This is a genomic window from Sphaerisporangium sp. NPDC051017 (assembly GCF_040683095.1).
Classification (GTDB): Bacteria; Actinomycetota; Actinomycetes; order Streptosporangiales; family Streptosporangiaceae; genus Sphaerisporangium.
This window is the reverse complement of sequence record NZ_JBFBCI010000045.1, coordinates 23,902-50,228: the sequence shown is the minus strand read 5'-3', so window position 1 is coordinate 50,228 and position 26,327 is coordinate 23,902. Positions and strand designations below refer to the sequence as shown.

Below are 26,327 nucleotides of genomic sequence, written 5' to 3'. Positions count from 1 at the left end.
GGGTACCAATGGTGAAACTTCCCGCCGAGGCCCAGGCCGTGGTCGTCGGTGGAGGTGTCGCCGGATGCAGCGTCGCCTACCACCTGGCGCGACACGGCTGGACGGACGTCATCCTCCTCGAACGGCACGAGCTGACGGAAGGGACGACCTGGCACTCGGCGGGGTTCGTCGGCCAGCTCAGGTCCACGGTCACCCAGACCCGCATGATCATGTACTCGGCCGGGTTGTACCCCGAACTGGCGGAGCTCACCGGCCTCGACCCCGGCTGGCACGGCGTCGGCGGGCTGCGGCTCGCCACCACCCCCGAGCGGCACGAGGAGCTGCTCCGCCAGGCCGGCGCCGCCGAGACGTACGGGCTCGACATGGAGCTGCTCTCGGCCGGCGCCGCGCGGGACATGCTGCCGCTGATGGAGGTCGCCGACGTGCGCGCGGCCCTGTGGCTGCCCGGCGACGGCTGGCTCGACCCCGCGAGCCTCGCCCGGGCCCTCGCGGCGGGCGCCGAGAAGCTCGGCGTGCGCATCGTGACCGGCGCCGAGGTGACCGGGCTGGACGTGCGGGACGGGCGCGTGCGCGGGGTGCGGGTCGGCGAGCAGGTCATCGCCACCGAGACCGTGGTGAACGCGGCGGGGGCGGCGGCCGGGACGATCGGGCGGCTGGCCGGGGTGGACGTGCCCATCGTGCCGATCAAGCACCAGTACGTCGTGACGCCGCCGTCCGGAGCGCCGGCGACCACGCCGACCGTGCGGGACCCGGACAACATCGTGTACTTCCGGGAGGAGGGCGGCGGCATCCTGGTGGGCGGGTACATCCGGAACCCGCAGATCTGGGACACGGCCGCGCCGCTGGCCGAGCCGCGCACGCTCTTCGACCCCGATATGCCGAAATTTCAGGAATCGTGGGACTCGGCGCGGCACCGCCTGCCCCACCTGCGCGACCTCGACGGCACCGAGCCCGGCGCGTTCGCCAAGGTCGTCCACGGCCCGGAGGCCTTCACCCCCGACGGCGAGTTCCTGCTGGGCGAGACCGCCGTCGCCGGGCTGTGGGTCGCCGCCGGGTTCTGCGTCCACGGCCTCGCCGCCGCGGGCGGGGTCGGCAAGGTCATGGCCGAGTGGATCGTCGACGGCTCGCCCGAGTACGACGTCTTCGGCATGGACATCCGCCGGTTCGGCGCCCACGCGCGGGGCTCCCGCTGGTCCCGGGCCAAGGCCCTGGACTCCTACGGCAAGTACTACGACATCGTGTACCCCGGCGAGGAACGCACGGCCGCCCGCCCGCTGCGCCGCTCCCCGGCCTGGCCGCGCCACGCCGCCCTCGGCGCCGAGTTCGGCGAGAAGGCCGGCTGGGAGCGGGTGAACTGGTTCGCGCCGGGCCCGGAGGACGAGGGGGAGGAGTTCCGCCCCGCCGGGTGGGCCGGCCGCGTCTGGTCGCCTGCGATCCGCGCCGAATGTCTCGCCACGCGGGACGCCGCCGCCCTGTTCGACCAGACCTCCTTCGCCAAGCTGGAGATCAGCGGCCTGGCAGGCCTCCAGCGGCTGTGCGCGGGCGACCTGGACCGTCCCGTCGGCTCGGTCGTCTACACGCAGATGCTCAACGAGCGCGGCGGCATCGAGGCGGACGTCACCGTCACGCGACTCGCCGAGGACCGCTTCCGCGTGGTCACCGGCACGGCCTTCGGCGTCCACGACGCGGCCTGGCTGCGCCGCCACGGCCTGGACGTGCGGGACGTCACCTCCGCGTACGCCTGCTACTGCCTGTGGGGCCCGAAGGCGCCGGCCATCCTGGGCGAGCTGACCGGCGACGACCTGACCTTCGGCTACCTGCGGGCCCGGGAGATCAGCGTCGGGTACGTGCCCGTGCTCGCCCAGCGCGTCACGTTCGCCGGGGAGTTCGGCTGGGAGCTGTACTGCCCCGCCGAGTACGGCCTGACGCTGTGGGACACGCTCATGGAGGCCGGACTGCCGCACGGCATGCGCCCGGCCGGGTACCGCGCCCTCGACTGCCTGCGCCTGGAGAAGGGCTACCGCGTCTGGGGGCTGGACATCACGCCCGAGACCACCCCGATCGAGGCGGGCCTCGGCTTCGCCGTCCACCGGGACAAGGAGTTCCTCGGCCGCGACGCCCTCGGCGCGCCCGCCCGGACGCTGCGGTGCCTGGTGCTCGCCGACCCCCGGCAGGTGTGCCTCGGCGGGGAGCCGGTCCGGGTCGGCGGCGTCCCCGCGTCCCGGGTGACCAGCGGAGGGTACGGCCACCGCGTCGACCGCTCGATCGCCTACACCTACCTGCCCGCCGGGGACGAGCCGGGGGACGTCGAAGTCGGCGCTAACGGCTCCTGGGTGGCCGCCGAGATCGTCTCCGAGCCGCTCTACGACCCGGGCAACAAGCGCGTCCGCGGCCTGCCGGGCACGTAGCGGCGCCGGACAGGGTTGAGGCGGGCCCGTGGCGTGAATACACACAACCTATGGGCCCTCGTCACCCGGCGCTCCGCCCGCGCGGGCCGCCGCCCGCCGAGCCGGAACGAGGCGAACCGACCAGGCGAAACCTCAGCACAGGAGGGCGAGCATGGGCACTCCCGCCGCCGACGACACCGGCCGCGACCCCGTGACGGTCAACCTCATGGATCCCGGCCTGATGGCAGATCCCTTCGCGGGCTACGGGCGCCTGCGGGAGGAGGCGCCGCTGGTCCGGGGCACGTTCTTCGGCCGTGGCACGCCGATGTGGCTGGCCACGCGGTACGAGGACGTCAAGATGGTGCTCGGCGACCACCGGTTCGTGAACAACCCGGCCAGCGTGCCGGGGCTGGACGTCGAGAACATCCGCCGGCGGGAGCTCGGGGCCCGCGGCATCCCCGCCGACCTGGCCGAGTACGTCCTGGAAAGCGTCCTGGACGCCGACGGCGCCGACCACATTCGCCTGCGCAGGCTCGTCTCGCGCGCGTTCACCGCCCGCCGGGTCTCCGAGCTGCGGCCCCGCGTGGAGCAGATCACCGAGGAACTGCTCGACCGGCTGGCGGCCACGGCCGAGGACGGCGTCGCCGACCTGATCGAGCACTTCGCCTACCCGCTGCCCATCACCGTCATCTGTGAGCTGGTGGGCATCCCCGAGGAGGACCGCCCGCGGTGGCGGGCGTGGGGCAAGGCGCTGGTCACGCTGGAGAACGGCGGCATGGGAGACGCCCTGCGCGAGATGGTGGCGCACATCCACGAGCTGATCGACCGCCGCCGCGCCGCGCCGACCGGCGACCTGCTGACCGGGCTCATCCGCGCGCACGACGAGGACGGCGACCGGCTCAGCGACACCGAGATGGTCACGCTCGTGCTCACGCTGGTCCTGGCCGGGCACGAGACGACCGCCCACCTGATCGGCAACGGCACCGCCGCGCTGCTCACCCACCCCGGCCAGCTCGCCCTGCTCAGGAGCGACCCGGCGCTGACGCCGCGCGCCGTCCACGAGCTGATGCGCTGGTGCGGCCCGGTGCAGGCCACCCGCATGCGGTACGCGACCGAGGACCTCACGGTCGGCGGCATGCCGGTGCGCAAGGGCGAGACCGTGATGGCCGTCCTGGTGGGAGCCAACCACGACCCGCGCGCGTTCGACGACCCCGAACGCCTCGACATCACCCGCGAGCCGGATGCCGGGCGCAAGGAGACCCACGTCGGTTTCGGGTACGGGCTGCACTACTGCCTCGGCGCGGCGCTGGCGCGCCAGGAGGGGGAGGTCGCGTTCGAGGCCCTGCTGCGGCGCTTCCCCGACCTGTCGCTGGCCGTCGACCCCGCCGACCTGGAGCGCCAGCCGATGCCCGGTTCCTGGAGGCTCGCCCGCCTCCCGGTGAAGCTCTGACCCTCTGGCACGGGGCTCTTGGGGCCGCCTGGACCTCGGCTAGATCTCGTCGCGCAGGGTGGTGAGGAAGCGCCGCGACTCCGACGCCGTGGCGGCCTCGACGCACAGCCGGTCCATCACCCGCATGTAGGGGTCGGTCTCCTCGCGCTTGTCGAGGTAGAGCGCGCTGGTGAGCTGCTCCATGTAGACGACGTCGGGAAGCTCGGGCTCAGCGAAGCGCAGGATCGTGAACGGGCCGCCCGCCGCCGCGTGCCCGCCGTGACCGAACGGGATGACCTGGACGGTGACGGTGGGGATCTCGATCAGTTCCAGGAGCCGGTCGACCTGGGCGCGCATGATCGCGCGGCCGCCGAGCGGGCGGCGCAGCGCGGCCTCGTCCACCAGGGCCCACAGCCGCGGCCCGTCCGGGCCGGTCATGCGCTCCTGCCGGGTCATCCGCAGCGCGATGCGGCGGTCGATCTCCTCGGCGCTCGCGTTGGCGTGGCCGAGCTTGATGATCTCGCGGGCGTAGTCCTCGGTCTGGACGAGGCCCGGGATGAACTGGATCTCGTAGGTGCGGATGATGGAGGCGGCCTCCTCCAGCCCGACGTACAGCTCGAACCACGTGGGGAGCAGGTCGCTGAACTTGTGCCACCAGCCGGGGGCGTTGGCCTGGGCGGCGAGGGCGACGAACGTGCTCCGCTCGCCGGGGTCGGTCACGCCGTAGAGGGTCAGCAGGTCGGCGACGTCGCGGGTCTTGAACCCGACCCTGCCGAGCTCAAGGCGGCTGATCTTGGCGTGCGAGGCGCGGATGGCGTGGCCCGCCTCCTCGCGGCTGATGTCGCGGGCGGTGCGCAGGCGGCGGAGCTGGGCGCCGAGGAGGATCCGGAGCACGGTGGGACCGCCCCGTGAGTAGGCGAGGACATCGTTGTCCTCTGGCCGGTGTTCGGGACCGGGCGCCGACGTCATGGGAGCTCCCTGAGAGCCGTGGATCAGTGATTGACGCGCCAGTGTCTCATCCCTCGTCGAGCGACGTACACAGCGGGTGATGGCGGCATTTCTCACACTGATGCCGTTATGTGCACGTCATAGGGGTAGCTGTCGGGATTTTGTTGGAGAAAATTCGATCTGCACGTGCATCTGCTCTTGCACCCGTACGCCCAGTGAAGAAAGATTGACCTCCCACGTCATGCCCCCGACCGCGCCAACGGCCCAACGTAGCGAGGATCCCGATGACCGCACACCTGGTACGCCGGCAGAACGTGGTACGGGGTGAGGCTCCCTGGTGGCTCCTGCCGACGATGGAGTACAACCTGTGGGAGCCGGTGGACGCGGAGCTCTCCGGGCTGGGGCGCACCGGCACGTCGATCAAGACCGCGCGCGACTTCACCGTCGCCACGCTGAGCGACTGGGGTCTCGGGGAGCTGTCCTACGACGCGCGCGTGGTCATCTCCGAGCTGGTCACCAACGCGGTCCGGCACGCGGGCGAGCCGACCCGCATCCGCCTGCTCCACCACGCCTCCCACCTGGTGTGCGTGGTCGCCGACCCCACCGACCGCCCGCCCGTCGTCACCGACGCCGACTACTTCGCCGAGACCGGCCGCGGCCTGCGCCTGGTCGAGAGCCTGAGCTGCTCCTGGGGCTGGCGCCTGTTCGACGGCCGGGGCAAGCTCGTCTGGGCCGCCTTCACCACCCCCGCGACCCTCCACCAGCGCCGCGCCTCCGCCTGACCCCGGTCTCGCGCGGCCGGACCCCTAGCGTTCGAGGGTGCGCCCCTCTTCCAGGGCCAGGCGGGTCAGCTCGACCCGGGAGCCGACGCCCAGCTTGCGGAAGATCTGGCGCAGATGGAACGCCACAGTGTGCACACTGATGAACATCTGGTCGGCCACCTGCCGGTTCGTCCACCCCTCGGTGACCAGCAGCGCGACCGTGCGCTCGGTGTCGGTCAGGCTCGCCCAGCCGGACACCGGCCGGTCGGCGGTCGCCCAGTGCCGGTGGCGCACCCCCATCTCGCGCAGCCCGCGGCGCACGCGCGCCGCGTCCCTGACCGCCTCGGCCTCCTCGTAGCGGGCGAGCGCCCGTTCCAGCGCGCGCACGGCCCCCGGACGGTCGTCCCGGCCGGCGAGCTCCACCCCGAGGTCCTCGGCCGCCGACGCCCGCGCCCACGGGTCGCCGCCGCTCTCGCAGGCGGCCCGTAGCGCCTCCGCGTCGCGGTCGAGCAGCCCGCGGGCGTGCAGGGCCGCGGCGCCGGCGGCGGCGAACCCGGGGTTGCGGGCCGCGAGGTTCTCGGACGCGGCCGTCACCACCTCGGCGCCCGCGCGGTCCCCGGCGGCGAGGGCCAGCCTGACCAGCCAGGACGCGGCGTCGGGCTCGCCGGCCAGCACTCTGCGCGCCTCCCGGGCACCGGAGTAGAGGTGCGCCACGAGCTTGGCCGCCTCCACCGGGCCGTCACGCGCCTCGGTGGCCTGGGCGGCGACGATCGCGCACCACGCGGGCGTGACCGTCCCGGAGCCCGGCGGCTCCCGCGACGCCTCGGCGTGCCGGCAGGCCCCGCTCACGTCGCCCCGGCGCAGCGCCACGGTGGCGAGCACGGATTCGGCGAGCGGGCCGAACAGGCGCCTGCCGAGGCCGTCGGCGAGGTCGAGGGCGGCCCGGGCCTGCGCGGCGGCCCCGTCCAACCGGCCCGCGACCAGCTCCACGCGCGCCCGTACGGCGGCCGGACCCGCCGCCCACGCGACCTGTCCCAGCGCGTCGGCCTCCCGGCCGGCCTCCTCGACCACCGCCCGCGCCTCGTCGGGCAGGCGCGAGTCGGCCAGCATCGAGGCCAGGGCCAGGCGCGGATGCGTCCGGGGCGCCGGGCCCCTGTCCGCCCGCCGCACGGCCTCCCTGGCCAGCCGGAGCCCCTCGGCGAGACGGCCCGACTCCCACCGGATCACGGCCAGCACCACCATGGCCCCGGCGACCACGCCCTCGCCGCGCCCGTCCCCGGCCGCCCACACCGCCGGGCCGCCCCGGCCGAGCAGGACCCTCCCGGCCTGGTGGCGCAGCGCGTTGCGCACAGGCGCGGGCAGCCCCTCGGCGACCGCCCGCCACATCAGCTCGTGCCGGAACTCCAGCTCGTCGCCGGCGGCCGTGAGGACGCCCGCGTCCAGCGCCTCCTCGAACGCGGGCAGCAGCGTCGCCGCGTCCGTCCCCGCCAGCTCGGCCGCGTCCTCGGCGCGGAACGTGCGGCCGAGGACGGCCGCCGTCTCGACGAGCAGCCGGGTCTCGCGGCCGAGACCGTCGAGCATCGCGCGCGCGACGGCGAGGACCCGCTCGGGCGGCCGGTCGGACAGCAGCCGGGCGCGCCCGCACGCGACCTCGACGGCGCCCTCCTCGCGCAGGCCGGTCAGCAGTTCGGTGAGCAGGTGCGGGTTGCCCCCGGCGCTCGCGGCGAGCGCGAGCACGTCCGGGTCCGGCGCCGCGCCGAGCAGGTCGGACGTCAGCGCGGCCACCGCCTCCTCGTCCAGCGGCCCCAGCGCGGCGCGCGCCGCCCCGTCCCGTTCCAGCACGTCGAACAGGCGCCGCGCGTCCTCGTCCGGCCGCGGGCCGGGGGTCTCGGCGATGCCCGTGCGCCGGGCGAGCAGCCACACCAAGGGCGCGTGCGCCAGCTCCCAGTGGAGCGTCCGCAGCGCCGCGAGCGTGTCGTGGCCTGCCCACTGCAGGTCGTCCAGGCAGACGAGCACCGGCCGGGTGGACGCGGCCTTCTCCAGCCGCGTCCGCAGCCGTTCCAGCAGGTGGAGCCGGGGGTCGCGCCAGTCGCCCGGCGCCTCGTCGTCGAGGAACTCGCCGACGGGTGGCTCGTCCAGGGCCCGGAGCAGTGGCGCCAGAGGGACGAACTCGCCGAGCCGCTCGGCCCCGCCGCTGATCGCCAGGAAACCCTCCCGGGACGCCCGCGCGGCCGCCTCGGCGAGCAGGGCGCTCTTGCCCGTTCCCGGCCCGCCCTCGACCAGAAGCGTGCCGCCCTTGCCCGTCCGGGCCGCCGTCAGCAGCCGGGTGACGGTGTGCCATTCGGGCCCAGGCGGTCGTGAATCGCGTCCGCGCATGCCTCCCCCCGCTCGCGGGGTCCGTCCGTTTTCCTCCACCGTACACATGGGCTGAGCTGGGCTTTCCTACCAGGTTGAAGGATGTGCCCGGTCGTTTCGCCGACCAATGTCGTATGTGGGCGTTCGTGGGGTCGCGCGGGGCGGCCCCGCCGCGTCAGCGTGCACGCGACCGGGGGGTCACGGGACCGGGGAAGTCGCGGAAGCCAGCGGGAGCCATATGGGGAGGGCGCAATGGCCAAGGCAGTCGGAATCGATCTCGGTACGACCAACTCCGTCATCGCGACGACGGAGGACGGGCAGCCGGCCGTCATACCCAACGCGGAGGGCCAGCGGACCACGCCGTCGGTGGTGGCCTTCACCGAAACCGGCGAGCGCCTGGTGGGCCAGCTCGCCCGCCGCCAGGCCATCCTCAACCCCAAGGGCACGATCTACTCGGTCAAGCGCTTCATCGGACGCCGCTACGACGAGGTGCAGAGCGAGATCAACGCCGTGTCGTTCGACGTGGTGCCCGGGCCCGAGGGGGCCGTCCGGTTCAAGGTCAGGGACAAGCCGTACGCGCCGGAGGAGATCTCGGCGCTGATCCTGCGCAAGCTCGTCCAGGACGCCTCCAAGTTCCTCGGCGAGAAGATCACCGAGGCCGTCATCACCGTCCCCGCCTACTTCAACGACGCCCAGCGGCACGCCACCCGCGACGCGGGGAAGATCGCCGGCCTGGAGGTCATGCGGATCATCAACGAGCCGACGGCGGCGGCGCTCGCCTACGGCCTGGACAAGAAGGGCAGCGAGACCGTCCTGGTCTTCGACCTCGGCGGCGGGACGTTCGACGTCAGCGTCCTCGACATCGGGGAAGGCGTGATCGAGGTACGGGCCACCGCGGGCGACACCCACCTCGGCGGCGACGACTTCGACCGGCGCATTGTGGACCACCTCGCCGACGAGTTCCAGCGCCAGGAGGGCATCGACCTGCGCCGGGACCCGCAGGCGCTCCAGCGGCTGTTCGAGGCGGCCGAGAAGGCCAAGGTGGAGCTGTCGTCGGTGACCCAGACGACGGTCGGCCTGCCGTTCATCACGGCGGACGCGAACGGGCCGAAGCACCTCAACACCACCCTGATGCGCTCGACGTTCGAGGAGATCACCCGCGATCTGGTGGAACGCACCATGGGCCCGGTGAAGCAGGCCATGGAGGACGCCAAGCTGACGGCCGACGACCTCGACGAGATCATCCTGGTCGGCGGCTCCACCCGCATGCCGGCCGTGCAGAACATCGTGCGCCGCCTCACCGGCGGCAAGGAACCGAACATGACCGTCAACCCGGACGAGGTCGTGGCGGACGGCGCCGCGACCCAGGCCGGGGTCCTCAAGGGCGAGGTCAAGGACGTCCTGCTGCTCGACGTCACGCCCCTGTCGCTCGGCATCGAGACGCTCGGCGGCGTGATGACCAAGGTCCTGGAGCGCAACACCACCATCCCGGCCCGCCGCACCGAGACCTTCAGCACGGCCGAGGACGACCAGAGCGCCGTGGACGTGGTCGTCCTGCAGGGCGAGCGGGGGCGGGCGGCCGACAACCGGGCGCTCGGGCGGTTCCGGCTGGAGAACATCCGGCCCGCGCCGCGGGGCGTGCCGCAGGTCGAGGTCACCTTCGACGTGGACGCCAACGGCATCCTCAACGTCACCGCCAAGGACAAGGACACCGGCGGCGAGCAGCGGATCACCATCAGCGAGAGCTCCAACCTGGACAAGAGCGAGATCGACCGTATGGTGCGCGACGCGGAGGAGCACCGCAGCGAGGATCAGCGGCACCGCGAGGCGATCGACGCGAGGAACGAGCTGGACTCGGTGGCCTACCAGGTGGAGCGCAGGCTCACCGAGCTGGGGGACGCGGTGCCCGTGCACGAGAAGGCCCGCGCCGAGCAGCTCGTCGCCGACGCGCGGCAGGCCATCAAGGAGGAGGCCCCGACCCAGCGGCTGCGCGACCTGAGCTCCGAGCTCCAGCAGATCTACCACTCGCTGAGCGCCGTGTCGCCGCGGGGCGAGACCGCGGGCGCGGGGGGCCGGCGGCAGGGCGGGACCGGCGGCGGGCAGGACGACGTCATCGACGCGGAGTTCACGACATCCGATTGAGGGCCCGCTGAACGGACATAGGGCTTATATCAGCAAATATCGGGCGTGCGTAGGCAGGGGTCGCGCCGCCGGCACGCATCGACTGGACGGGCGTGGGCTGACATGGCTGATCAACACGACGAGGCGCCCAGGGCGACACGGGCCGGACCCGCCGAGCCCGCTGGGCCCGTCGAGCCCCCGGAGCCGCCGGGGTCCGGCGCCGGGACCTCGCGGACCTCCGAGACCGAGCCCCCTGAGACCTCCGAGAACTCCGTGGGGTCGCCGGTCGAGGACATGGAGGCGAAGCTCGCCGAGCTGGAGGACCGCTGGCTGAGGTCCGCCGCCGAGCTGGACAACTTCCGCAAGCGCATCGCCAGGGACGCCGAGCGCATCCGCATCGACGAGCGCGACCGCGTCACCCGGGACTGGCTGCAGATCGTCGACAACCTGGACCTCGCTCTCCGGCACGCGGGCGATACGGGGGGCACAGGGGAGTCGCGCCTGGTGAACGCCGCCGTCATCGAGGGCGTGCGCGCGGTGCGGGACCAGGCCGTCGGGCTCCTCGCCCGGCTCGGGTTCCGGCGTCACGACGAGGTCGGGGTGCCGTTCGACCCGGCCTTCCACGAGGCCATGGGCACGGTCGAGAACGACGAGCTGCCCCCGGGGACGGTCATGGAGACCGTGCGCCCCGGCTACGGGGAGGGCGAGCGGCAGCTCCGCCCGGCGGCGGTGATCGTCTCGACCGCGCCGGAGTGAGGCGGCGACGATGGCCGCGCGCGACTACTACAGCGATTACTACGAAGCCCTGGGGGTGCCGAGGACGGCCGACCAGGACGAGATCCAGCGCGCGTACCGCAAGCTCGCCCGCACCTACCACCCCGACGTCAACAAGGACCCATCGGCCGAGGAGAAATTCAAGGACGTCTCCGAGGCCTACGACGTGCTCTCCGACCCCGACAAGCGGCGCCGCTACGACGCGTTCGGCCCCGACTGGCGGTCGGTGCCCGAGGACGTCGACCCCCGCGCCTGGTCCCGGGCGCGCGCGGGAGCCGGAGCGGGCTTCGGCGGCGGGCCGTGGGGCCGCGCCGGGCGCGCGTCGGCCGGGCAGGGCCGGGGCTTCCGCTTCGGCTCCGGGGAGGGCATCGACATCGGCCTGGGCGACCTCCTCGGCGGCATGTTCGGCGGCGGGAGACACGGCGGCCGCTGGGGGCCCACCCCGGGAGCCGACCAGGAGGTCGAGCTGCCCCTCACCGTGGACGAGGCCTATCACGGAGGCCGCCGCTCGCTGACGATCCATGCGCAACAGGGCCATGCGCAACAGGGCCATGCGCGACAGGGCCAGGGCCCGGGCGGGCCGAAGACGCTCCAGGTCATGATCCCCGCCGGGGTCACCGACGGCCAGCGGATCCGGCTGGCCGGCCAGGGCGGCACCGGCACCGACGGCGGCCGGGCGGGCGACCTGTACCTCATCGTCCGCCTCTCCGACCCCCGCTACCGCGTCGAGGGCCGCGACGTCTACGTCCCGCTGCCGCTCGCCCCGTGGGAGGGGGCGCTCGGCGCGACCGTCGCCGTCGACACCCCCGCAGGTGAGGCCAAGGTCAAGGTGCCGCCGGGCACCTCGACCGGCCGCCGCCTGCGCCTGCGCGGCCGGGGCCTCCCCAACCCGAAGGGCGCCCCCGGCGACCTGTACGCCGAGGCCCGCGTCATGGTCCCGCCCCACCTCACCGGCGAGGAGCGGGAGCTGTTCGACCGGCTGGCGCGGGCGTCCACCTTCAACCCGAGGAGGGGGACGCCATGAGCGAGGCGGGTCCCGTGAGGCCGAGCGAGGAGGGGAACGTGGGGAACATGGCGACGTCACTCGTCCGGGCGCCCGGCATCGGCCTGGAGGCGTTCGCACGGGCCGGCGGGCTCCACCCCGACCAGGTGAGACGGCTGGTCCGGCTGGGGCTGCTCGATCCCGTGGACGCGTCCGGGACGGACATGAGATTCCCGCCCTCCCAGCTCGTCCAGCTCGGCAGGATCGAACGCCTGCACGCGGGGCTCGCGCTCAACTACGCGTCGCTCGGCGTCGTCCTCGACCTGCTCGACCGCATCGAGCGGCTCGAGGACGCCCTGCGGCACCGCCCACCACCCACGGGAGTCACATCGTGGACCCGAACCGACTGACCCAGAAATCACAAGAGGCCCTGCACGACGCGCAGACCAAGGCCATACGCTTCGGGCACACGGAGGTCGACGGCGAGCACCTGTTGCGGGCGCTGCTCGACCAGTCCGAGGGGCTCGTCCCCCGGCTGATCCTGGCGACGGGCGGCGACCCCGACAAGCTGCGCCTGGAGCTCGCCGCCGAGCTGGAGCGGCGCCCCCACGTCAGCGGCCCCGGCGCCTCGCCCGGCGAGGTGTACGTCACCCGGCGCCTGTCGCGGCTGTTCGACACCGCGGACGCCGAGGCCAGGCGGCTCAAGGACGAGTACATCTCCGTCGAGCACCTGCTGCTGGCGCTCGTGGAGGAGGGCCCGGAGACGGCGGCGGGCCGCCTGCTGCACGGCCAGGGGCTCACGCGAGACCGCCTGCTCGATGCGCTCACCCGGATCCGCGGCAACCAGCGCGTCACCTCGGCCACCCCGGAGGTCGCCTACGAGGCGCTGGAGAAGTACGGCCGCGACCTGGTGGCGGACGCGCGGGCGGGCAAGCTCGACCCCGTGATCGGGCGGGACACCGAGATCCGCCGGGTGATGCAGATCCTGTCCCGCAAGTCCAAGAACAACCCCGTGCTCATCGGCGACCCCGGCGTCGGCAAGACGGCGATCGTCGAGGGGCTCGCCCAGCGCATCGCCCGCGGCGACGTCCCCGAGGGGCTGAAGGACAAGACGATCTTCGGCCTCGACATGGGCACGCTGATCGCGGGCGCGAAGTACCGCGGCGAGTTCGAGGAGCGGCTGAAGGCCGTCCTTACCGAGGTCAAGGCGTCCGAGGGACGGATCCTGCTGTTCGTCGACGAGGTGCACAACGTCGTCGGCGCGGGCGCGGCCGAGGGCGCGATGGACGCCGGGAACATGCTCAAGCCCATGCTGGCCCGGGGTGAGCTGCACCTGATCGGTGCCACCACGGTCGCCGAGTACCGCAGGTACGTCGAGAAGGACGCGGCCCTGGAACGCCGCTTCCAGCCGGTCTTCGTGGACGAGCCGTCCGTCGAGGACGCCATCTCGATCCTGCGCGGGCTGCGCGAGCGGTTCGAGGTGTTCCACGGCGTGAAGATCCAGGACGGTGCGATCGTCGCCGCCGTCGTCCTGAGCCACCGGTACATCACCGACCGGTTCCTCCCTGACAAGGCGATCGACCTGGTCGACGAGGCCTGCGCGATGCTGCGCACCGAGATCGACTCGATGCCCGCCGAGCTGGACGAGCTCACTCGCCGCGTGACGCGCCTGGAGATCGAGGAGGCCGCGCTCTCCAAGGAGGACGACCCGGCGAGCGGGCGGCGGCTGGAGGCGCTGCGCCGCGAGCTGGCCGACCTGCGGGCCGAGGCGGACGCCATGCGCGCGCAGTGGGAGGCCGAGCGGCACGCCCTGAAGAAGGTGCAGCAGCTCCGCCAGGAGATCGAGACCGTGCGGCGCGAGGCGGAGCGGGCCGAGCGCATGTACGACCTCAACCGGGCCGCCGAGCTCACGCACGGCAGGCTCCCGGAGCTCCGGCACAAGCTCGCCGTCGCCGAGGAGCAGCTTCAGTCCAAGCAGGGCGGGCACCGGCTGCTGCGCGAGGTCGTCACCGAGGACGAGATCGCGGGCATCGTGTCCCGCTGGACCGGCATCCCGATCACCCGCCTGAAGGAGGGCGAGCGCGAGAAGCTGCTCAAACTCGACGAGGTCCTGCACCAGCGGGTCATCGGCCAGGACGAGGCGGTCGACGCGGTGGCCGACGCGATCATCCGCGCCCGGTCGGGCATCAAGGACCCGCGCCGGCCGATCGGCTCGTTCATCTTCCTCGGCCCGACGGGGGTGGGGAAGACCGAGCTGGCCAGGGCCCTCGCCGAGGCGCTGTTCGACAGCGAGGAGAACATGGTCCGCGTCGACATGAGCGAGTACCAGGAGCGGCACACGGTCAGCAGGCTCGTCGGAGCCCCTCCCGGCTATGTCGGGTACGAGGAGGGCGGCCAGCTCACCGAGGCCGTGCGGCGCAAGCCGTACTCGGTCGTGCTGTTCGACGAGATCGAGAAGGCGCACTCGGACGTCTTCAACACCCTGCTCCAGGTGCTGGACGACGGGCGGCTGACCGACGCCCAGGGCCGTACGGTGGACTTCCGCAACACCGTGATCATCATGACGTCGAACATCGGGTCGCACTACCTGATCGACGGCGTGACGCACACGGGCGAGATCGAGCCGCAGGCCCGCGACCTGGTCATGGCCGAGCTGCGCACGCGGTTCCGTCCCGAGTTCCTCAACCGCGTCGACGACACCGTGCTGTTCAAGCCGCTGACCGAGCCGGAGATCGAGAAGATCGTCTCGCTCATGTTCGACGACATCAGGGCGCGGCTGGCCGACCGGCGGATGACCCTGGACGTCACCGAGGCCGCGCTGCGGTTCATCGCCGAGCAGGGCTTCGACCCCGTCTACGGCGCCCGGCCGCTGCGCCGCTTCATCGCCCGCGAGGTCGAGACCCGCGTCGGCAGGGCCCTGATCGCCGGGGACGTCCGCGACGGCGCCCTGATCCACGTGGACGTCGCCGATGGCCACCTCGGCATCGGCTACGAGAACCCCTCGGAGTGAGGCAGGTGATCACCGATGCCGGGGCCGAACCAGCGCGTGCGCGCCCGGGTGCTGGGGGAATGTCGTGGATTCGTTCTCAGCGAAATTCGTCCAGAGCGTAATCGGTGTCCCGGAAATGTGCCCTCAGTGAAAAAGGTGTCCGCCCGGTCGGATATCTGGCAGCGTTAAGTCACCTTATGGCGCGCGTAAAAGCCCGTCATTACCAGGCGACTAATCTCTGGGAGCAGGTGACCAACGGTGACCCCGAGGCGTTCTTCCCGTGACCCGTTCACGACCACCTTCGAGACCGGCTCGCACCCCGTCCAGGTGCAGCAGCCGATGATGGACCCGCTGAGTCAGCGCCTGCTGCGCGAGCGCATCATCTTCCTCGGCCAGGAGGTCGACGACGAGATCGCCAACCGCATCTGCGGCGAGCTCCTCCTGCTCTCCGCCGAGGACTCCGAGCGTGAGATTTTCCTTTACATCAACTCCCCGGGCGGCTCGGTGTCGGCGGGGCTGGCGATTTACGACCTGATGCAATACATCCCGAACGAAGTCTCGACGGTGGCGATGGGTCTCGCCGCCTCGATGGGCCAGTTCCTGCTGAGCGCGGGCACCCATGGCAAGCGGTACGCGCTGCCGCACGCCCGCATCATGATGCACCAGCCGCTCGGCGGCATCGGCGGCACCGCGGCCGACATCAAGATCCAGGCCGAGCAGATGCTCCACACCAAGAAGACCCTTGCCGAGCGCACCGCCTTCCACACGGGGCAGACCGTCGAGCAGATCGAGTCCGACTCCGACCGCGACCGCTGGTTCACCGCCTACGAGGCCAAGGACTACGGGCTGGTCGACCACGTCGTGCCGAGCGCCAGGCTCGTGCCATCCGAAGGCCCGGTCTCCTCGCCGTCCCCGGCATGATCCCCGGACCGGTGGCGACCCCAGAACCCCGCGAACGGAGGCGATCATGAGCGATTCGACAATACCCGGCTTCCCCGGCGAAGTGGCGCCGATCCACGGCCGGTACGTCCTGCCGTCCTTCACCGAGCGCACGACGTACGGCGTCAAGGAGATGAGCCCGTACAACAAGCTCTTCGAGGACCGCATCATCTTCCTCGGGGTGCAGATCGACGACACCTCGGCCAACGACGTCATGGCCCAGCTCCTCACGCTGGAGTCGCTCGACCCGGACCGCGACATCAGCATCTACATCAACTCGCCGGGCGGCTCGTTCACCGCCATGACGGCGATCTACGACACGATGCAGTTCGTCAGTCCCGACGTCCAGACCGTCTGCATCGGCCAGGCGGCGTCGGCCGCGGCCGTGCTGCTGGCGGCGGGCGCGCCCGGCAAGCGTTTCGCGCTGCCGCAGGCGCGCGTCCTGCTCCACCAGCCCGCGATGCAGGGCACGTACGGGCAGTCGAGCGACATGGAGATCGCGGCCCGCGAGATCCTGCGCATGCGCGCCCTGCTGGAGGAGCTCGTGGCCCGCCACTCCGACAAACCGGCCCACGTCTTGCGCCGCGACATCGACCGCGACAAGATCCTCACCGCCGAGGAGGCCAAAGAGTACGGCCTGATCGACGAGGTGTTCTTCCCCCGGAAGCGCGTGGCGGCGGGTCCGCCCACGGTGGTGCGCTGACTGTTCGCCACACCGTCGGGCGCTTACGCTGCGCCTGCCGTAGCTCGCTGACGGGCCGATCACCGTGATGCGCTGACAACACGCCGAAGGCGCCCGCCCCCAGATGATCCGGGGGACAGGCGCCTTCGTGTGGTCCCGAGTCGCCGACCGTCGGATGGTCCGGTCGTCGATTCGATCGCCGGCCCGGTCACGTCAGACGGACCTGGCCGGCCTTCTCGTCACGTCAGACCTGGCCGGCCTTCTCCAGGGCCGCGCAGCAGGTGTCCACGATCAGGCGGGTCACCACGTACGGGTCGCAGTTGGCGTTCGGGCGGCGGTCCTCGATGTAGCCGTGCTTGTCGATCTCGACCTGCCACGGGATGCGGACCGACGCGCCGCGGTCGGCCACGCCGTAGCTGTACTCGCTCCACGGGGCGGTCTCGTGCATGCCGGTGAGGCGGTGCTCGATGCCCGCGCCGTACCCGGCGATGTGCTCGGCGGCCTTCCCACCCAGCGCCTCGCAGGCGGTGATGATCGCGTCGTAGCCCGAGCGCATCGCCGCGGTGGAGAAGTTGGTGTGCGCGCCCGCGCCGTTCCAGTCGCCCTTCACCGGCTTGGGGTCGAGCGTGGCGGACACGTCGAATTCCTCGGCGATGCGGTAGAGCAGCCAGCGGGCGACCCAGAGCTGGTCGGAGACCTCCAGCGGCCCGCCCGGGCCGACCTGGAACTCCCACTGGCCGGGCATGACCTCGGCGTTGATGCCGGAGATGGCGAGGCCGGCCTCCAGGCAGGCGTCGAGGTGCGCCTCGACGATGTCGCGGCCGTACACCTCGTCGGCGCCGACGCCGCAGTAGTAGAAGCCCTGCGGGGCGGGGAAACCACCGACCGGGAAGCCGAGCGGGCGGCCCTCCTTGAAGAAGGTGTACTCCTGCTCGATGCCGAACCAGGAGTCCTGGTCGGCGAACTGCTCGGCGACGGGGGCGAGCTGCGCCCGCGTGTTGCTCTTGTGCGGGGTCATGTCGGTGAGCAGCACCTCGCACAGCACGAGGACGTCGTCACCGCCACGGATCGGGTCGGGGCAGGTGAAGACCGGCTTGAGGACGCAGTCGGAGTTCTTGCCGGGGGCCTGGTTGGTGCTCGACCCGTCGAAGCCCCAGATGGGCAGTTCCGCGCCGTCGGCAAGGATCTTCGTCTTGGAACGAAGGCGTGCGGTCGGCTCGGTGCCGTCGATCCAGATGTACTCGGCCCTGTAGGTCACTTCGATCCCTTCGGCAAGGCGGACAGTGGCGTGATGGAGCGGGACTCGACGAACTCTCCGCGCTTCCTCGCAACGCCGACGTTGCCAATTAGCCGTTTCAAGGCTGTTGCCCGTTTATAAACGCCGTGTGAAATCGGTCGCGGTCCAGGGTGTCTTCCGTCACACATCGTCCCTGGTCAGGTACCCCGCCTGGGTGTTCCCGGCCGCAGGAGCCATCAAGCTCGAAATCTGGAAAGGGATGACCGTGCCGCCGCTCCGGCCCGCCGTCGCCTAGTCTGAGGATCATGGCCAGAAGTTCCTGGTCAGCCAGGTCGAGATCGGGCCACGTTCACGGCATGGACGCTTGCGCCCGGAACATCGGGCGAACAGCACGGAAGCTCGCACGTGCGCCCGGGGCGGTGGTTCTCCGTGCCGCCTCTCGATCTTTCGCCGTTCGGTACGTGTCTGGAGGAAGCTCATGATCCTGGTCACCGGAGCCACGGGCAACGTCGGCCGCGAGGTCGTCGACCAGCTTCTCGCGGCCGGGCACGACGTCCGCGCCCTCACCCGCGACCCCGGGACCGCGCGCCTGCCCGGCGGCGTGGAGGTCGCGGCCGGCGACCTCACGCGGCCCGAGACGCTCCCGGCGGCCCTCGACGGGGCGACCGCCGTGTTCCTGTTCCCCGTGCCCGGCAGTGCGCCCGCGTTCCTCAAGGCCGCCAAGGACGCCGGCGTCCGCAGGGTGGTGCTCCTCTCCTCCATGGCCGTGGACGACGACGCCGAGGTGCAGTCCAACCCGATCGCCGCCTTCCACGCCGTCATCGAGGACGCTGTGGCCAGGTCGGGCCTGGAATGGACGTTCCTGCGCCCGGGTGCCTTCGCGGCCAACTCCTACCAATGGGCGGAGCAGGCCAAGGCCGGTGACGTGGTACGCGTCCCCTTTCCCGGGGCGGTCACCGCGCCGATCGACGAGGCCGACATCGCCGCCGTGGGCGTACGGGCGCTGACCGAGGACGGCCACAACGGCGCGAAATACACCCTCACCGGCCCCGAGCAGCTCACCCAGACCGACCAGGTCCGCATCATGGGCGAGGCCCTCGGCCGGCCGCTGCGCCTGGAAGAGCTGCCCGCGGAGGTCGCGCGGGAGCGCATGATCAAGCACACCCCCGCGGAGATCGTCGACACGTTCCTCAACATGTTCGCCAAGTTGGTCGGCGGCGAGGCCCTGGTAACCGGCACCGTCCAACAGGTGACCGGCCACCCCGCCCGCACCTACGCCGAGTGGGCCCAGACCCACGCGAACGCCTTCCGCTAACCCCGCCCCGGGGGTCGTCCAGTCGAGCGGGAGGCCCTTCGGGATCGCCCAGGAGACGAGCACGCCGTCGCGCTCCAGCCGGAAGTCCCAGTGCAGGCGGCGCGCGTGGTGCTCCTGGACCACGAACGGGTCGTCGCGGCCCCGCAGGAGCGGCCCGGGCCCGGGTACGGGTACGGGCGTACTCTCGGGCGTGATGTTCGCGCGGGTTCGACCGAACGGCTCACCGGTTGTAACGAAGATCGGCTATGGTGCGTCTGGCCGCAGGCGCCATCTGGCCGCAGTCGATGCTCGCGTGACGCCCGTGAGGACCTTTGACGACGCAGGAAGTGCACCAGCCACCCGCCACCGTCTCCGCGTACCAGCAGGACCGGCAGGCAGGCGACCGCGGTAGCCGCCTTACCCGCTGGACACGACTTCGTGACCGGGCTCTGCCGTGGACGCTCGTCGCCGGCCCCCGCCTCCAGGCGGCCTTCATGGCCGGGATGCTCGCGCTGATCGGCCTGTGCGTGGGCGACGCCGTCGCGGGGTTCTTCCCGTTCGGCGCCTCCACTCGCAGCGTCAACGACCTGGGCAACCAGTACATCCCGTTCTACGCGTACTACTGGGATGTCCTGCACGGCCACGCCCGCGGCGACCTGTTCGTGAACTGGGCGTCCGGTTTCGGCTCCAGCTACCTGCCGGACGTGTTCTACTACCTGGCCAGCCCGTTCTCGTTCCTCATCGCCCTGTTCCCGCGCGACCAGATCGACCTGGCCGTGTACGTCCTCACGGTCGCCAAGATCGCCACCGCGGCGGCCGTCATGGCCCTGTATCTGCGCTGCCTCAGCGTCCGCGGGCGGCTGCGCTCCGGCTGGGCGGCCGTCTTCGGCGCCGCGTACGGCCTGTGCGGCTGGGCCGTGACCGACGCCGCCTACAACCCGATGTGGCTGGACGGCCTGATCGCCTTCCCGCTGCTCTGCCTCGCCGCCGAGTGGGCCCTGGCCCGCCGCCACCCCGTCCTCGGCACACTGTGCGTGGCCTTCACCTGGGCCTGCAACTTCTACACCGCGTACTTCGCCATGATCGGCGCCGCCGTCGTGCTGCTGATCCGGCTGGTGTCCGAGCACCGTCCCCTGCGCGACCGGCTGCGCATCTCGGGTCGCGCGCTGCTGTGCGGCGGGCTCGGCGTGGGCCTGGCCGCGCCGATCGTGCTGGTCGTCTTCAGCGCGGCCCGCGACACGTGGCCGGTGGCCTCGAGGACGTTCATCTCCGTCGACGCGGCTCCTCTGCTGGGGCGGCTGCTCGCCGGTAGCTACGCGTTCAGCTCGCCCGCGCTGTTCGTGGGCACCTTCGCGCTGTTCGCCGCGCTGACCCTCCCGTTCAACCCGGCCGTGCCGCCGCGCGTCCGCGTGGCATGGACGGTCGCGATCACGCTGGTCCTCGGCTCCATGCTGTGGGAACCGACCGTCCACCTCTGGTACGCCTTCACCAACCCCAACGGCAGCTACTACCGCCAGGCGTTCGTGCTGTGCGGCCTGCTCGTGATCGCGGGCTGGAAGTCGTTCGCGTACGGCGTCCCGCGCCCGTACGCGCTGGTGTGCGCCGCCGTCCTGCTCGGGGCGGCGGTCTGGGTCGCGTCCCGATGGCAGGACGCGACCCCGCACATGATCCAGTGGACGGTCGTCACCGCCGCCGTGGGCGCCGTGCTGTACCGCACGCTGACGCTGATGCGGGGCCGGGGCCCGGCTATGCACCACGGCGTGGCCGTCGCCCTCCTGGCGCTCCTCGCGACCGTCCAGACCGTCGAGGCGGCGGCCAACGTGGCACTGGTGGACGCGCGGCGCGCCGACTTCCTCCACAACTACGCGACCCGCGGCCCGTGGCCGGAGAGCCTGCGCGCGGTCGTGGTGTCCGCCGACCGCTGGCCGGCCTACCGTACGGATCCTGGGGAACCGCGCATAACGGCCAACGACCCGCAGTTCCTGGGCGGTGAGGGCGCGGAGTACTACAGCAGCATGACGTCCACCGCCCTCATCGACACCCTCGCCCACCTCGGTTTCGGCTGGACGTCACGCGGACGTGCCCCCAAGAGCGTGGACAACCCGGTCACCGACACCGTCTTCGCCATCGGCGCCCGCGCCCACTCGCGCCAGGTGACCCATCCCATGGGCCCGCGGCGGGCAGCCGAGCGCCGGACGGAGGTGACCCTGACCGTCCGCACGACCGCGCCCCTGGTGACCGTACGGCCACCGTCCCGGCGGTCGCCGCGCTACGGCCATTCGCCCTTCCGCAACCAGGAGCTCCTGCTGGGCGCCCAGGTGTACGACCTTCCCGCCACGACGTACCTGCGCAAAGACGGCACACCGCTCCCCGGGAACCCCGACGGCTCGCTCCAGACCATCCCCGACCCGGTCCGGACTCCCTCGTACCCGTACATCCTGCGCGCCACGTGCCGCCCCGGGGACGAGGTCTACCTCCACGCCCCCGAGTTCTCCGGCGCCGCGACGCTGGCCGGCCGCGACCCGGTCTCCTTCACCGGCGTCGCCGGCCAGAGCCGCGCCTCGATCCAGAAGCTCGGCACGGTCCCCGGCAGCGGCCGCCTGAAGGTCAAGCTGCGCCCGTACCTCGTCAGCCGGGTGCCCGCCCAGGCGCTGGCCTGCCTGGACCCCGCCCGCCTGGCCGAAGCCGTCCGCCACCTGCGAGCCACGGGCGCGACCCGGGTCGACGTCTCGGGCCACACCCTGAAGGCCACGCTGCCCCCCGCCGCCACGGGCGCGACCCGGGTCGACGTCTCGGGCCACACCCTGAAGGCCACGCTGCCCCCCGCCGCCACGGGCACGGCCGTGGTCGCCGTCCCGGCCATCACGGGCTGGACCTGCTCCCTCGGCCCCGGCCCCCGCAGCCGTCCCGGCCAGTACCTCGGCCTCCTCGCCATCCCCCTGAACGGCAGGGAAACCTCCCTGACCTGCTCCTTCACCCCGCCGGGCCTGGGAGTGGGCCTGCTGATCTCCGGCGCGGCCCTGCTGACCGGCGGCGTCCTCTACGTGGGCCGTCGCGCACTCCGCCGCAGGCGAACCCGGCTCAGGCCCACACCCGCGACATGAGCCGGGGCACCGCCTAGCTGGGATGATGCCGTACGCCATGGCGGTCGTCCCGGTGAAGTCGGCGTGCCACGTGGTCGCGCCGCGTCACACCGTGGCGCGCTCGCGCTGGAAGGTGCGGACGCCGGCGACCGCGAGCGGCAGGTACATCAGGGCGAACGCCGTGCCCACCACGTAGGTCAGGCTGACCGGGATGACCATCATGCCGACGAAGGCGGCGAGATAGACGGCGGTCAGCCACCACCCGGCGACGCCTGCCCGGGCGAGGGCGACGCTCAGCGAGAGCAGGCCCAGGAAGGCGAGCAGCGTGGTACCGCTCCACAGGGGCATGAACGCCGAGGCGTCCACGGTGTCCGAGACGCGCGCCGCGACGTCGATCGGGAACTGCTGTCCGATGACCATTCGCCACCAGTCGTCGCGTACGGCCCCGGACACGTTGAGCAGCCCGATCGCGGTGGCGAGCGCGCCCAGCAGCGCCGGCCACCGGCCCTTGCGTCCGCGCACCAGCCCGGGGACGGCGAGCGCGCCGAGCGCGCCGAGGATGAGGCCGTAGTGGAGCAGCATGGCCGAGAGCTGCGTCAGGAAGCCGTCGCGGGCCAGTGAGGTGATGTAGTCGACCGTCGAGTCGGAGGCTTGCGGCGGGCAGGCCATCATGCCGCCGAAGATGAGCACGGGACCGCTGATCAGGGCGGCGCCGCCGGCCCGCCGCAGGAAGCGCCCGGTGCGGTCGGTTTCTTCGGTCAGCGGCTCCGCGGTCGCCGTGGCGCTGTGGGTGAGGGGGGTCATTTGGTACCTCCGTGTCGCTTTCGCTGTGGGATTTCGTTATGGCGAGAACTCTCCCGCCGCGGGGCCGTCCGGCGGATCAGCCGTCGCGCATCGTGATGGCTCCTCGCTTCGACGGATCGGACGTAGGCCGCGTCCACTGTCCGGTGGACCCGGCGAGCTGCGAGGGTCCGCCATTCGGGGGAGTCGCCGCAGGCCGCGCGCGGTTACGATCGGTGGCCATGACGATGACCCGGTTGAGGGACGTCCGGCTCATTCCGCTGGTTTTCGGGCCGCTGATCAGCTTCCTGGCCGTTCTGGAGACCACGCTCGACACCTCCTCCTTCGGCGCGAGCGCTACGGCCACCTGGATGTCCGGGGTCGCGCTGGGCCTCGGGGTCGTGGTCGCGGCCTGGTACCCGCTGGCGGGCACGGTCATCGCCGCGGTCTGCCTGCCGGTGGGCGTGGTCGCGTTCGGCGCGCCGGGGGTCGGCGGCGCGGCGATGATCGGGCTGATCGGCGTGGTCGGGTGGGCAGGGTGGCGCGAGCCCCCCCGGCGTTCGGCCGTGGCGCTGTGCGTGGCGGGCGTGTCGTTCGCGTGGATGTCGATCGCGGCCGGCGGGACCCTGTGGGAGCTGTTCTTCGTCCCGGCGGTGCTGCTGCCGGGCTGGTTCATGGGACTGCTCGCGCGGCGCAGCGGCGAACGTGCGGTCAAGCTCGCCGAACTGGCCGCCGCGCTCGACGCCGAACGCGAGGCGAACGCCCAGGCCGCGGTGGCGCAGGAGCGCACGCGCATCGCCCGGGAGGTGCATGACGCGGTCGCGCACTCGGTCAGCGTGATGACGCTGCAGCTCGGAGGCCTGCGCCGGATGCTCGCGGACCGTCCGGTCGAGCTGGAGGTCGTGGCCGGGCTGGAGCATCTCGGGCGGCAGACGGTGGAGGAGATGCGCGGGCTGGTCGGCATCCTGCGCGAGCGCGTCGACGGCGAACGGCCGGCGCCCGCGCCGTCGCTGGCCCGGGTCAGTGAGCTGATCGCGGACGTCCGCGCCGCCGGTCTTGAGGTCACGCTGAACGCCCCGGCCGAGCCGCCCCGGCTGCCGCCGGTCCTGGACCTCACCGCGTACCGGGTGCTCCAGGAGGCCCTGACGAACGTGCTGCGGCATGCCGGGCAGGTGCCGACCGTGGTCACCATCGGCTACACCGAGCAGGCGCTCACCCTGGAGGTGCGAAACGAGCCGGGACGTCCCGCCGCCGACGCCCGGAGCGGCGGCCACGAACTCGGCGGACAGGCTTCACGGCGCGGTGGTCACGGGCTGGTCGGCATGCGCGAACGGCTGACGATGGTGCGCGGGAGCCTGCACGCCGGTCTCGAGCCTGACGGTGGTTTCGCGGTCCGTGCCCGATTCCCCATCCCCCGCATATGGTAAGAAAGGCGACAGAGGCATCTCGGTGGCCCTCGCCGACGACGAGGCGATGGTGCGCGTGGGCCTGCGGATGGTGCTCAACGGCGAGCCGGACATCGAGGTCGTCGGCGAGGCGTCCGACGGCGTCGAGGCGCTCGACCTGGTCGCGCGTACCCGGCCGGACGTCGTGCTGATGGACATCCGCATGCCCAGAATGGACGGGCTGGAGGCGTCGCGGCAGCTCGTCCGCGACCACCCGGACAGCAAGGTCATCGTGCTCACGACGTTCGACGAGGACGAGCACGTCGCCGCGGCCCTGCGTGCCGGCGTCAGCGGCTTCATGCTCAAGATCTCCCCGCCCGAGCACCTGATCGAGGCGGTCCGGACGGTCGCGGCAGGCGGGGGCCTGCTACACCCGGCGGTGACCCTGCGCGTGATCGCCGCGTTCGCCGGACAGCCCGACCCCGCCCGCGTCCCGAACCGCGCGGCCGAGCTGGACTCACTCACCGGCCGCGAGACGGACGTGCTCAAACTGCTCGCCCAGGGCTTGACCAACACCCAGATCGCCGCCCGCCTCTACCTCGGCGAGGCCACGGTCAAGACCCACCTGTCCCGCGTCCTGATGAAACTCAACCTGACCACCCGAGTCCAGGCAGTCGTCTTCGCCTACGAAAGCGGCCTCATCCGCCCCGGAGACCACGACCGCCCCTGACCATGGTCACCCACTCGGTTGAGCTTGCTCCCGGTGAGGATGGGCCACGGAACCTGCGAGACCAACTTTCCGACGCCGAACGTAGCGTCTCTGAATCAGATACGTATCATTGATTCAGGAGGTGGGGCGCTCATGGATCTCCAGCAAATAGGTGCACGGGTAAGGCGGGAACGCGAACGGGCAGGTCTCACTCAACGAGAGTTGGCCGACCTGACCGGCATATCTCAGCCCACCCTGGCGCGCATCGAGTTGGGTAGCCGGCCAAGGCTCACGATCGCCGAGCTAGATCGACTCGCTACGGCCGTTGGCGTTCCACTACGTGAGCTCACCTCGGGCAGCCCGGTGAGAAGTCGGGTTCGCATCGCGGCGCGCATGGCGGAGGCGCCTACTGAGGCTCTAGAGGCCGCCTTGCGGCTGGCCGTCGACATACTCGTGCTGGACGACCGCCTTGATCGAATCCTCCAAAATAGTCAGACTCCAGCGGGCGAGGTACTTCGTTCGGTCGTGGATCTGCCGCTTCCAGACCCGGTCGACTCCTGCGAAGAGCGAGGGCGCGCGCTCGCGCTGACCGTGCGTAGGGAACTCGAACTGGGCGGCGCACCGCTGGCCGACCCTGCCGAACTGGTGGAGCGACTCACCGGAGTCGATACCGCTGTTGTGGACTTCCCTGCGGGGATCGACGGGTTCACTGTGACGGACCCGGCCCGCAACGTCACACTGATCGTGGTCGGTACGCGGGCGGTAGCCGAGCGACAGCGCTTTACCTACTGCCATGAGCTCGGACATCTGCTGTTCGGTGATGGTACCGAGACGCACCTTTTGGACGGGAGTCGTACCCCAGCTGAGCTTCGCTGTGATGCGTTTGCGCGCAACCTCCTCGCCCCCCAGGACGGAATCAGGGCTTGGCTCGGTGCTGAGGGCTCACAGGGCGAGAGGGCTTTCAACGAGCGGACATGTGCGCTACTGGCCCGTCATTTCGGGGTCAGTCTGATGGTGATCCTCATTCAGTTGCAGCGCACGGGCCTGATCACCGAACAGCAGGTTGAGACGTTGCGTGGTCCCAGCGGCGTGCAACTGGCGTGGCGCTACGGGTGGGGTCCCCAGTACGACCGTGAGCAGGAGGTCAGTCGAACGATCCGTCCTCCGCAACGAGTACTCGAAAGGGCCACGGCGGCTTACCAAACAGGCAAGCTAGGCATTCGAGTGCTGGCCGAACTAGAAGGCCAGGATCCAGCGGTTACCGAAGCCGCCCTGACGGCGGCGGGCGTCGTACCCGAACCCCCACAGATCCGCCGGGCGGACATGGATCGTCTTCTCGCTCGGAGTCGCTCACACGGACCTCTGCACTGCTCATCGCAAGAGCAGGATCATCAGGATGGCTTGGAGGTTCCTCCTCCTGGTCGGACACCACGGCGGCCGGTGAGCGGCAACGGGTAGTCCTGGCAGCGGGA

General features: G+C 71.8%; 19 protein-coding genes and 1 pseudogene. 15 read left to right on the top strand and 5 right to left on the bottom strand.

Translation table 11 applies throughout. From position 1 onward, the window contains the following. Nucleotides 1-8: 8 nt before the first annotated feature. Both AB0M95_RS29075 and AB0M95_RS29070 read left to right on the top strand, forming a co-directional pair. The gene (locus AB0M95_RS29075) at nucleotides 9-2,408 is read left to right on the top strand and encodes an FAD-dependent oxidoreductase (RefSeq protein ID WP_363771129.1); all 2,400 of its coding nucleotides are present in this window, start codon (nucleotides 9-11) and stop codon (nucleotides 2,406-2,408) included. Between the two features lie 151 nt (nucleotides 2,409-2,559). Further along, the gene (locus AB0M95_RS29070; RefSeq protein ID WP_363771126.1) at nucleotides 2,560-3,837 is read left to right on the top strand and encodes a cytochrome P450; all 1,278 of its coding nucleotides are present in this window, start codon (nucleotides 2,560-2,562) and stop codon (nucleotides 3,835-3,837) included. A 39-nt stretch (nucleotides 3,838-3,876) separates the two neighbouring features. Here the strand turns inward: AB0M95_RS29070 and AB0M95_RS29065 are convergent, their stop codons facing one another. Continuing rightward, nucleotides 3,877-4,785: a helix-turn-helix transcriptional regulator gene (locus tag AB0M95_RS29065; RefSeq protein ID WP_363771124.1), complete on the bottom strand. Its 909-nt coding sequence runs from the start codon at nucleotides 4,783-4,785 to the stop codon at nucleotides 3,877-3,879. 263 nt (nucleotides 4,786-5,048) lie between these two features. Between AB0M95_RS29065 and AB0M95_RS29060 the strand changes: the two genes are divergently transcribed. Beyond that, nucleotides 5,049-5,546: an ATP-binding protein gene (locus AB0M95_RS29060; protein WP_363771121.1), complete on the top strand. Its 498-nt coding sequence runs from the start codon at nucleotides 5,049-5,051 to the stop codon at nucleotides 5,544-5,546. Nucleotides 5,547-5,570: 24 nt separating this feature from the next. On the opposite strand, the gene AB0M95_RS29055 is transcribed toward AB0M95_RS29060, so the two are convergent. Further along, nucleotides 5,571-7,901, bottom strand: coding sequence for an AAA family ATPase (locus AB0M95_RS29055; protein WP_363771118.1), 2,331 nt, complete (start codon nucleotides 7,899-7,901; stop codon nucleotides 5,571-5,573). A gap of 231 nt (nucleotides 7,902-8,132) precedes the next feature. Between AB0M95_RS29055 and dnaK the strand changes: the two genes are divergently transcribed. The 7 genes from dnaK to AB0M95_RS29020 all read left to right on the top strand — a co-directional run bounded on the left by dnaK (nucleotide 8,133) and on the right by AB0M95_RS29020 (nucleotide 16,388). Continuing rightward, nucleotides 8,133-10,022: a molecular chaperone DnaK gene (dnaK, locus tag AB0M95_RS29050; RefSeq protein WP_363771115.1), complete on the top strand. Its 1,890-nt coding sequence runs from the start codon at nucleotides 8,133-8,135 to the stop codon at nucleotides 10,020-10,022. Nucleotides 10,023-10,124: 102 nt separating this feature from the next. Then, the gene (locus AB0M95_RS29045; RefSeq protein WP_363771113.1) at nucleotides 10,125-10,757 is read left to right on the top strand and encodes a nucleotide exchange factor GrpE; all 633 of its coding nucleotides are present in this window, start codon (nucleotides 10,125-10,127) and stop codon (nucleotides 10,755-10,757) included. A 10-nt stretch (nucleotides 10,758-10,767) separates the two neighbouring features. Then, the gene (locus tag AB0M95_RS29040; protein ID WP_363771111.1) at nucleotides 10,768-11,799 is read left to right on the top strand and encodes a DnaJ C-terminal domain-containing protein; all 1,032 of its coding nucleotides are present in this window, start codon (nucleotides 10,768-10,770) and stop codon (nucleotides 11,797-11,799) included. 47 nt (nucleotides 11,800-11,846) lie between these two features. Continuing rightward, nucleotides 11,847-12,167 (top strand): chaperone modulator CbpM, encoded by a 321-nt coding sequence (locus AB0M95_RS29035; RefSeq protein ID WP_358516790.1) that lies wholly within the window; start codon nucleotides 11,847-11,849, stop codon nucleotides 12,165-12,167. Further along, on the top strand, nucleotides 12,149-14,767 hold the full coding sequence (gene clpB / locus AB0M95_RS29030) for an ATP-dependent chaperone ClpB (protein ID WP_363771108.1): 2,619 nt from the start codon (nucleotides 12,149-12,151) through the stop codon (nucleotides 14,765-14,767). The genes AB0M95_RS29035 and clpB overlap by 19 nt, the downstream gene beginning before the upstream one ends. A 318-nt stretch (nucleotides 14,768-15,085) precedes the next feature. Then, nucleotides 15,086-15,667: an ATP-dependent Clp protease proteolytic subunit gene (locus AB0M95_RS29025; RefSeq protein ID WP_358517304.1), complete on the top strand. Its 582-nt coding sequence runs from the start codon at nucleotides 15,086-15,088 to the stop codon at nucleotides 15,665-15,667. Nucleotides 15,668-15,713: 46 nt separating this feature from the next. Beyond that, nucleotides 15,714-16,388, top strand: a complete 675-nt coding sequence (locus tag AB0M95_RS29020; RefSeq protein WP_363771105.1) for an ATP-dependent Clp protease proteolytic subunit — start codon at nucleotides 15,714-15,716, stop codon at nucleotides 16,386-16,388. A gap of 223 nt (nucleotides 16,389-16,611) precedes the next feature. Here AB0M95_RS29020 and glnII read toward each other — a convergent pair whose 3' ends face one another. After that, nucleotides 16,612-17,625 (bottom strand): glutamine synthetase, encoded by a 1,014-nt coding sequence (gene glnII, locus AB0M95_RS29015; RefSeq protein WP_363771102.1) that lies wholly within the window; start codon nucleotides 17,623-17,625, stop codon nucleotides 16,612-16,614. A gap of 457 nt (nucleotides 17,626-18,082) precedes the next feature. On the opposite strand from glnII, the gene AB0M95_RS29010 reads away from it, so the two are divergent. Next, the gene (locus tag AB0M95_RS29010) at nucleotides 18,083-18,919 is read left to right on the top strand and encodes an NAD(P)H-binding protein (RefSeq protein WP_363771100.1); all 837 of its coding nucleotides are present in this window, start codon (nucleotides 18,083-18,085) and stop codon (nucleotides 18,917-18,919) included. Nucleotides 18,920-18,949: 30 nt separating this feature from the next. Here the strand turns inward: AB0M95_RS29010 and AB0M95_RS29005 are convergent. Then, a pseudogene (locus AB0M95_RS29005) lies at nucleotides 18,950-19,042 on the bottom strand (DNA polymerase ligase N-terminal domain-containing protein); the annotation flags it as partial. Between the two features lie 188 nt (nucleotides 19,043-19,230). Between AB0M95_RS29005 and AB0M95_RS29000 the strand changes: the two are divergent. Next, nucleotides 19,231-22,002 carry a YfhO family protein gene (locus tag AB0M95_RS29000; protein ID WP_363771097.1) on the top strand — a complete coding sequence of 924 codons (2,772 nt, stop codon included), beginning with the start codon at nucleotides 19,231-19,233 and terminating at the stop codon, nucleotides 22,000-22,002. A gap of 84 nt (nucleotides 22,003-22,086) precedes the next feature. Here AB0M95_RS29000 and AB0M95_RS28995 read toward each other — a convergent pair whose 3' ends face one another. Next, the gene (locus tag AB0M95_RS28995; RefSeq protein WP_363771095.1) at nucleotides 22,087-22,785 is read right to left on the bottom strand and encodes a hypothetical protein; all 699 of its coding nucleotides are present in this window, start codon (nucleotides 22,783-22,785) and stop codon (nucleotides 22,087-22,089) included. Between the two features lie 218 nt (nucleotides 22,786-23,003). On the opposite strand from AB0M95_RS28995, the gene AB0M95_RS28990 reads away from it, so the two are divergent. From AB0M95_RS28990 to AB0M95_RS28980, 3 genes are read left to right on the top strand one after another with little or no spacing between them, the layout of a single operon-like run. Further along, nucleotides 23,004-24,188: a histidine kinase gene (locus AB0M95_RS28990; protein WP_363771092.1), complete on the top strand. Its 1,185-nt coding sequence runs from the start codon at nucleotides 23,004-23,006 to the stop codon at nucleotides 24,186-24,188. Nucleotides 24,189-24,204: 16 nt separating this feature from the next. Beyond that, a complete protein-coding gene (locus tag AB0M95_RS28985) occupies nucleotides 24,205-24,876 on the top strand; it encodes a response regulator transcription factor (protein WP_363771203.1) in 672 nt (223 codons plus the stop codon). Nucleotides 24,877-24,915: 39 nt separating this feature from the next. Beyond that, nucleotides 24,916-26,313 (top strand): XRE family transcriptional regulator, encoded by a 1,398-nt coding sequence (locus AB0M95_RS28980; protein ID WP_363771200.1) that lies wholly within the window; start codon nucleotides 24,916-24,918, stop codon nucleotides 26,311-26,313. Nucleotides 26,314-26,327 lie beyond the last annotated feature (14 nt).

What these genes read in the sequence shown, in the direction of transcription:
- AB0M95_RS29025 (WP_358517304.1), top strand. Translation starts at nt 15,086, where the DNA reads ATGATGGACCCGCTGAGTCAGCGCCTGCTGCGCGAGCGCATCATCTTC.
- AB0M95_RS29060 (WP_363771121.1), top strand. Translation starts at nt 5,049, where the DNA reads ATGACCGCACACCTGGTACGCCGGCAGAACGTGGTACGGGGTGAGGCT.
- AB0M95_RS29020 (WP_363771105.1), top strand. Translation starts at nt 15,714, where the DNA reads ATGAGCGATTCGACAATACCCGGCTTCCCCGGCGAAGTGGCGCCGATC.
- AB0M95_RS29040 (WP_363771111.1), top strand. Translation starts at nt 10,768, where the DNA reads ATGGCCGCGCGCGACTACTACAGCGATTACTACGAAGCCCTGGGGGTG.
- AB0M95_RS29075 (WP_363771129.1), top strand. Translation starts at nt 9, where the DNA reads ATGGTGAAACTTCCCGCCGAGGCCCAGGCCGTGGTCGTCGGTGGAGGT.
- AB0M95_RS29070 (WP_363771126.1), top strand. Translation starts at nt 2,560, where the DNA reads ATGGGCACTCCCGCCGCCGACGACACCGGCCGCGACCCCGTGACGGTC.
- AB0M95_RS28980 (WP_363771200.1), top strand. Translation starts at nt 24,916, where the DNA reads ATGGGCCACGGAACCTGCGAGACCAACTTTCCGACGCCGAACGTAGCG.
- AB0M95_RS29010 (WP_363771100.1), top strand. Translation starts at nt 18,083, where the DNA reads ATGATCCTGGTCACCGGAGCCACGGGCAACGTCGGCCGCGAGGTCGTC.
- AB0M95_RS28995 (WP_363771095.1), bottom strand. Translation starts at nt 22,785, where the DNA reads ATGACCCCCCTCACCCACAGCGCCACGGCGACCGCGGAGCCGCTGACC.
- AB0M95_RS29055 (WP_363771118.1), bottom strand. Translation starts at nt 7,901, where the DNA reads ATGCGCGGACGCGATTCACGACCGCCTGGGCCCGAATGGCACACCGTC.
- AB0M95_RS28990 (WP_363771092.1), top strand. Translation starts at nt 23,004, where the DNA reads ATGACGATGACCCGGTTGAGGGACGTCCGGCTCATTCCGCTGGTTTTC.
- AB0M95_RS29045 (WP_363771113.1), top strand. Translation starts at nt 10,125, where the DNA reads ATGGCTGATCAACACGACGAGGCGCCCAGGGCGACACGGGCCGGACCC.
- AB0M95_RS29035 (WP_358516790.1), top strand. Translation starts at nt 11,847, where the DNA reads ATGGCGACGTCACTCGTCCGGGCGCCCGGCATCGGCCTGGAGGCGTTC.
- AB0M95_RS29065 (WP_363771124.1), bottom strand. Translation starts at nt 4,785, where the DNA reads ATGACGTCGGCGCCCGGTCCCGAACACCGGCCAGAGGACAACGATGTC.
- dnaK (WP_363771115.1), top strand. Translation starts at nt 8,133, where the DNA reads ATGGCCAAGGCAGTCGGAATCGATCTCGGTACGACCAACTCCGTCATC.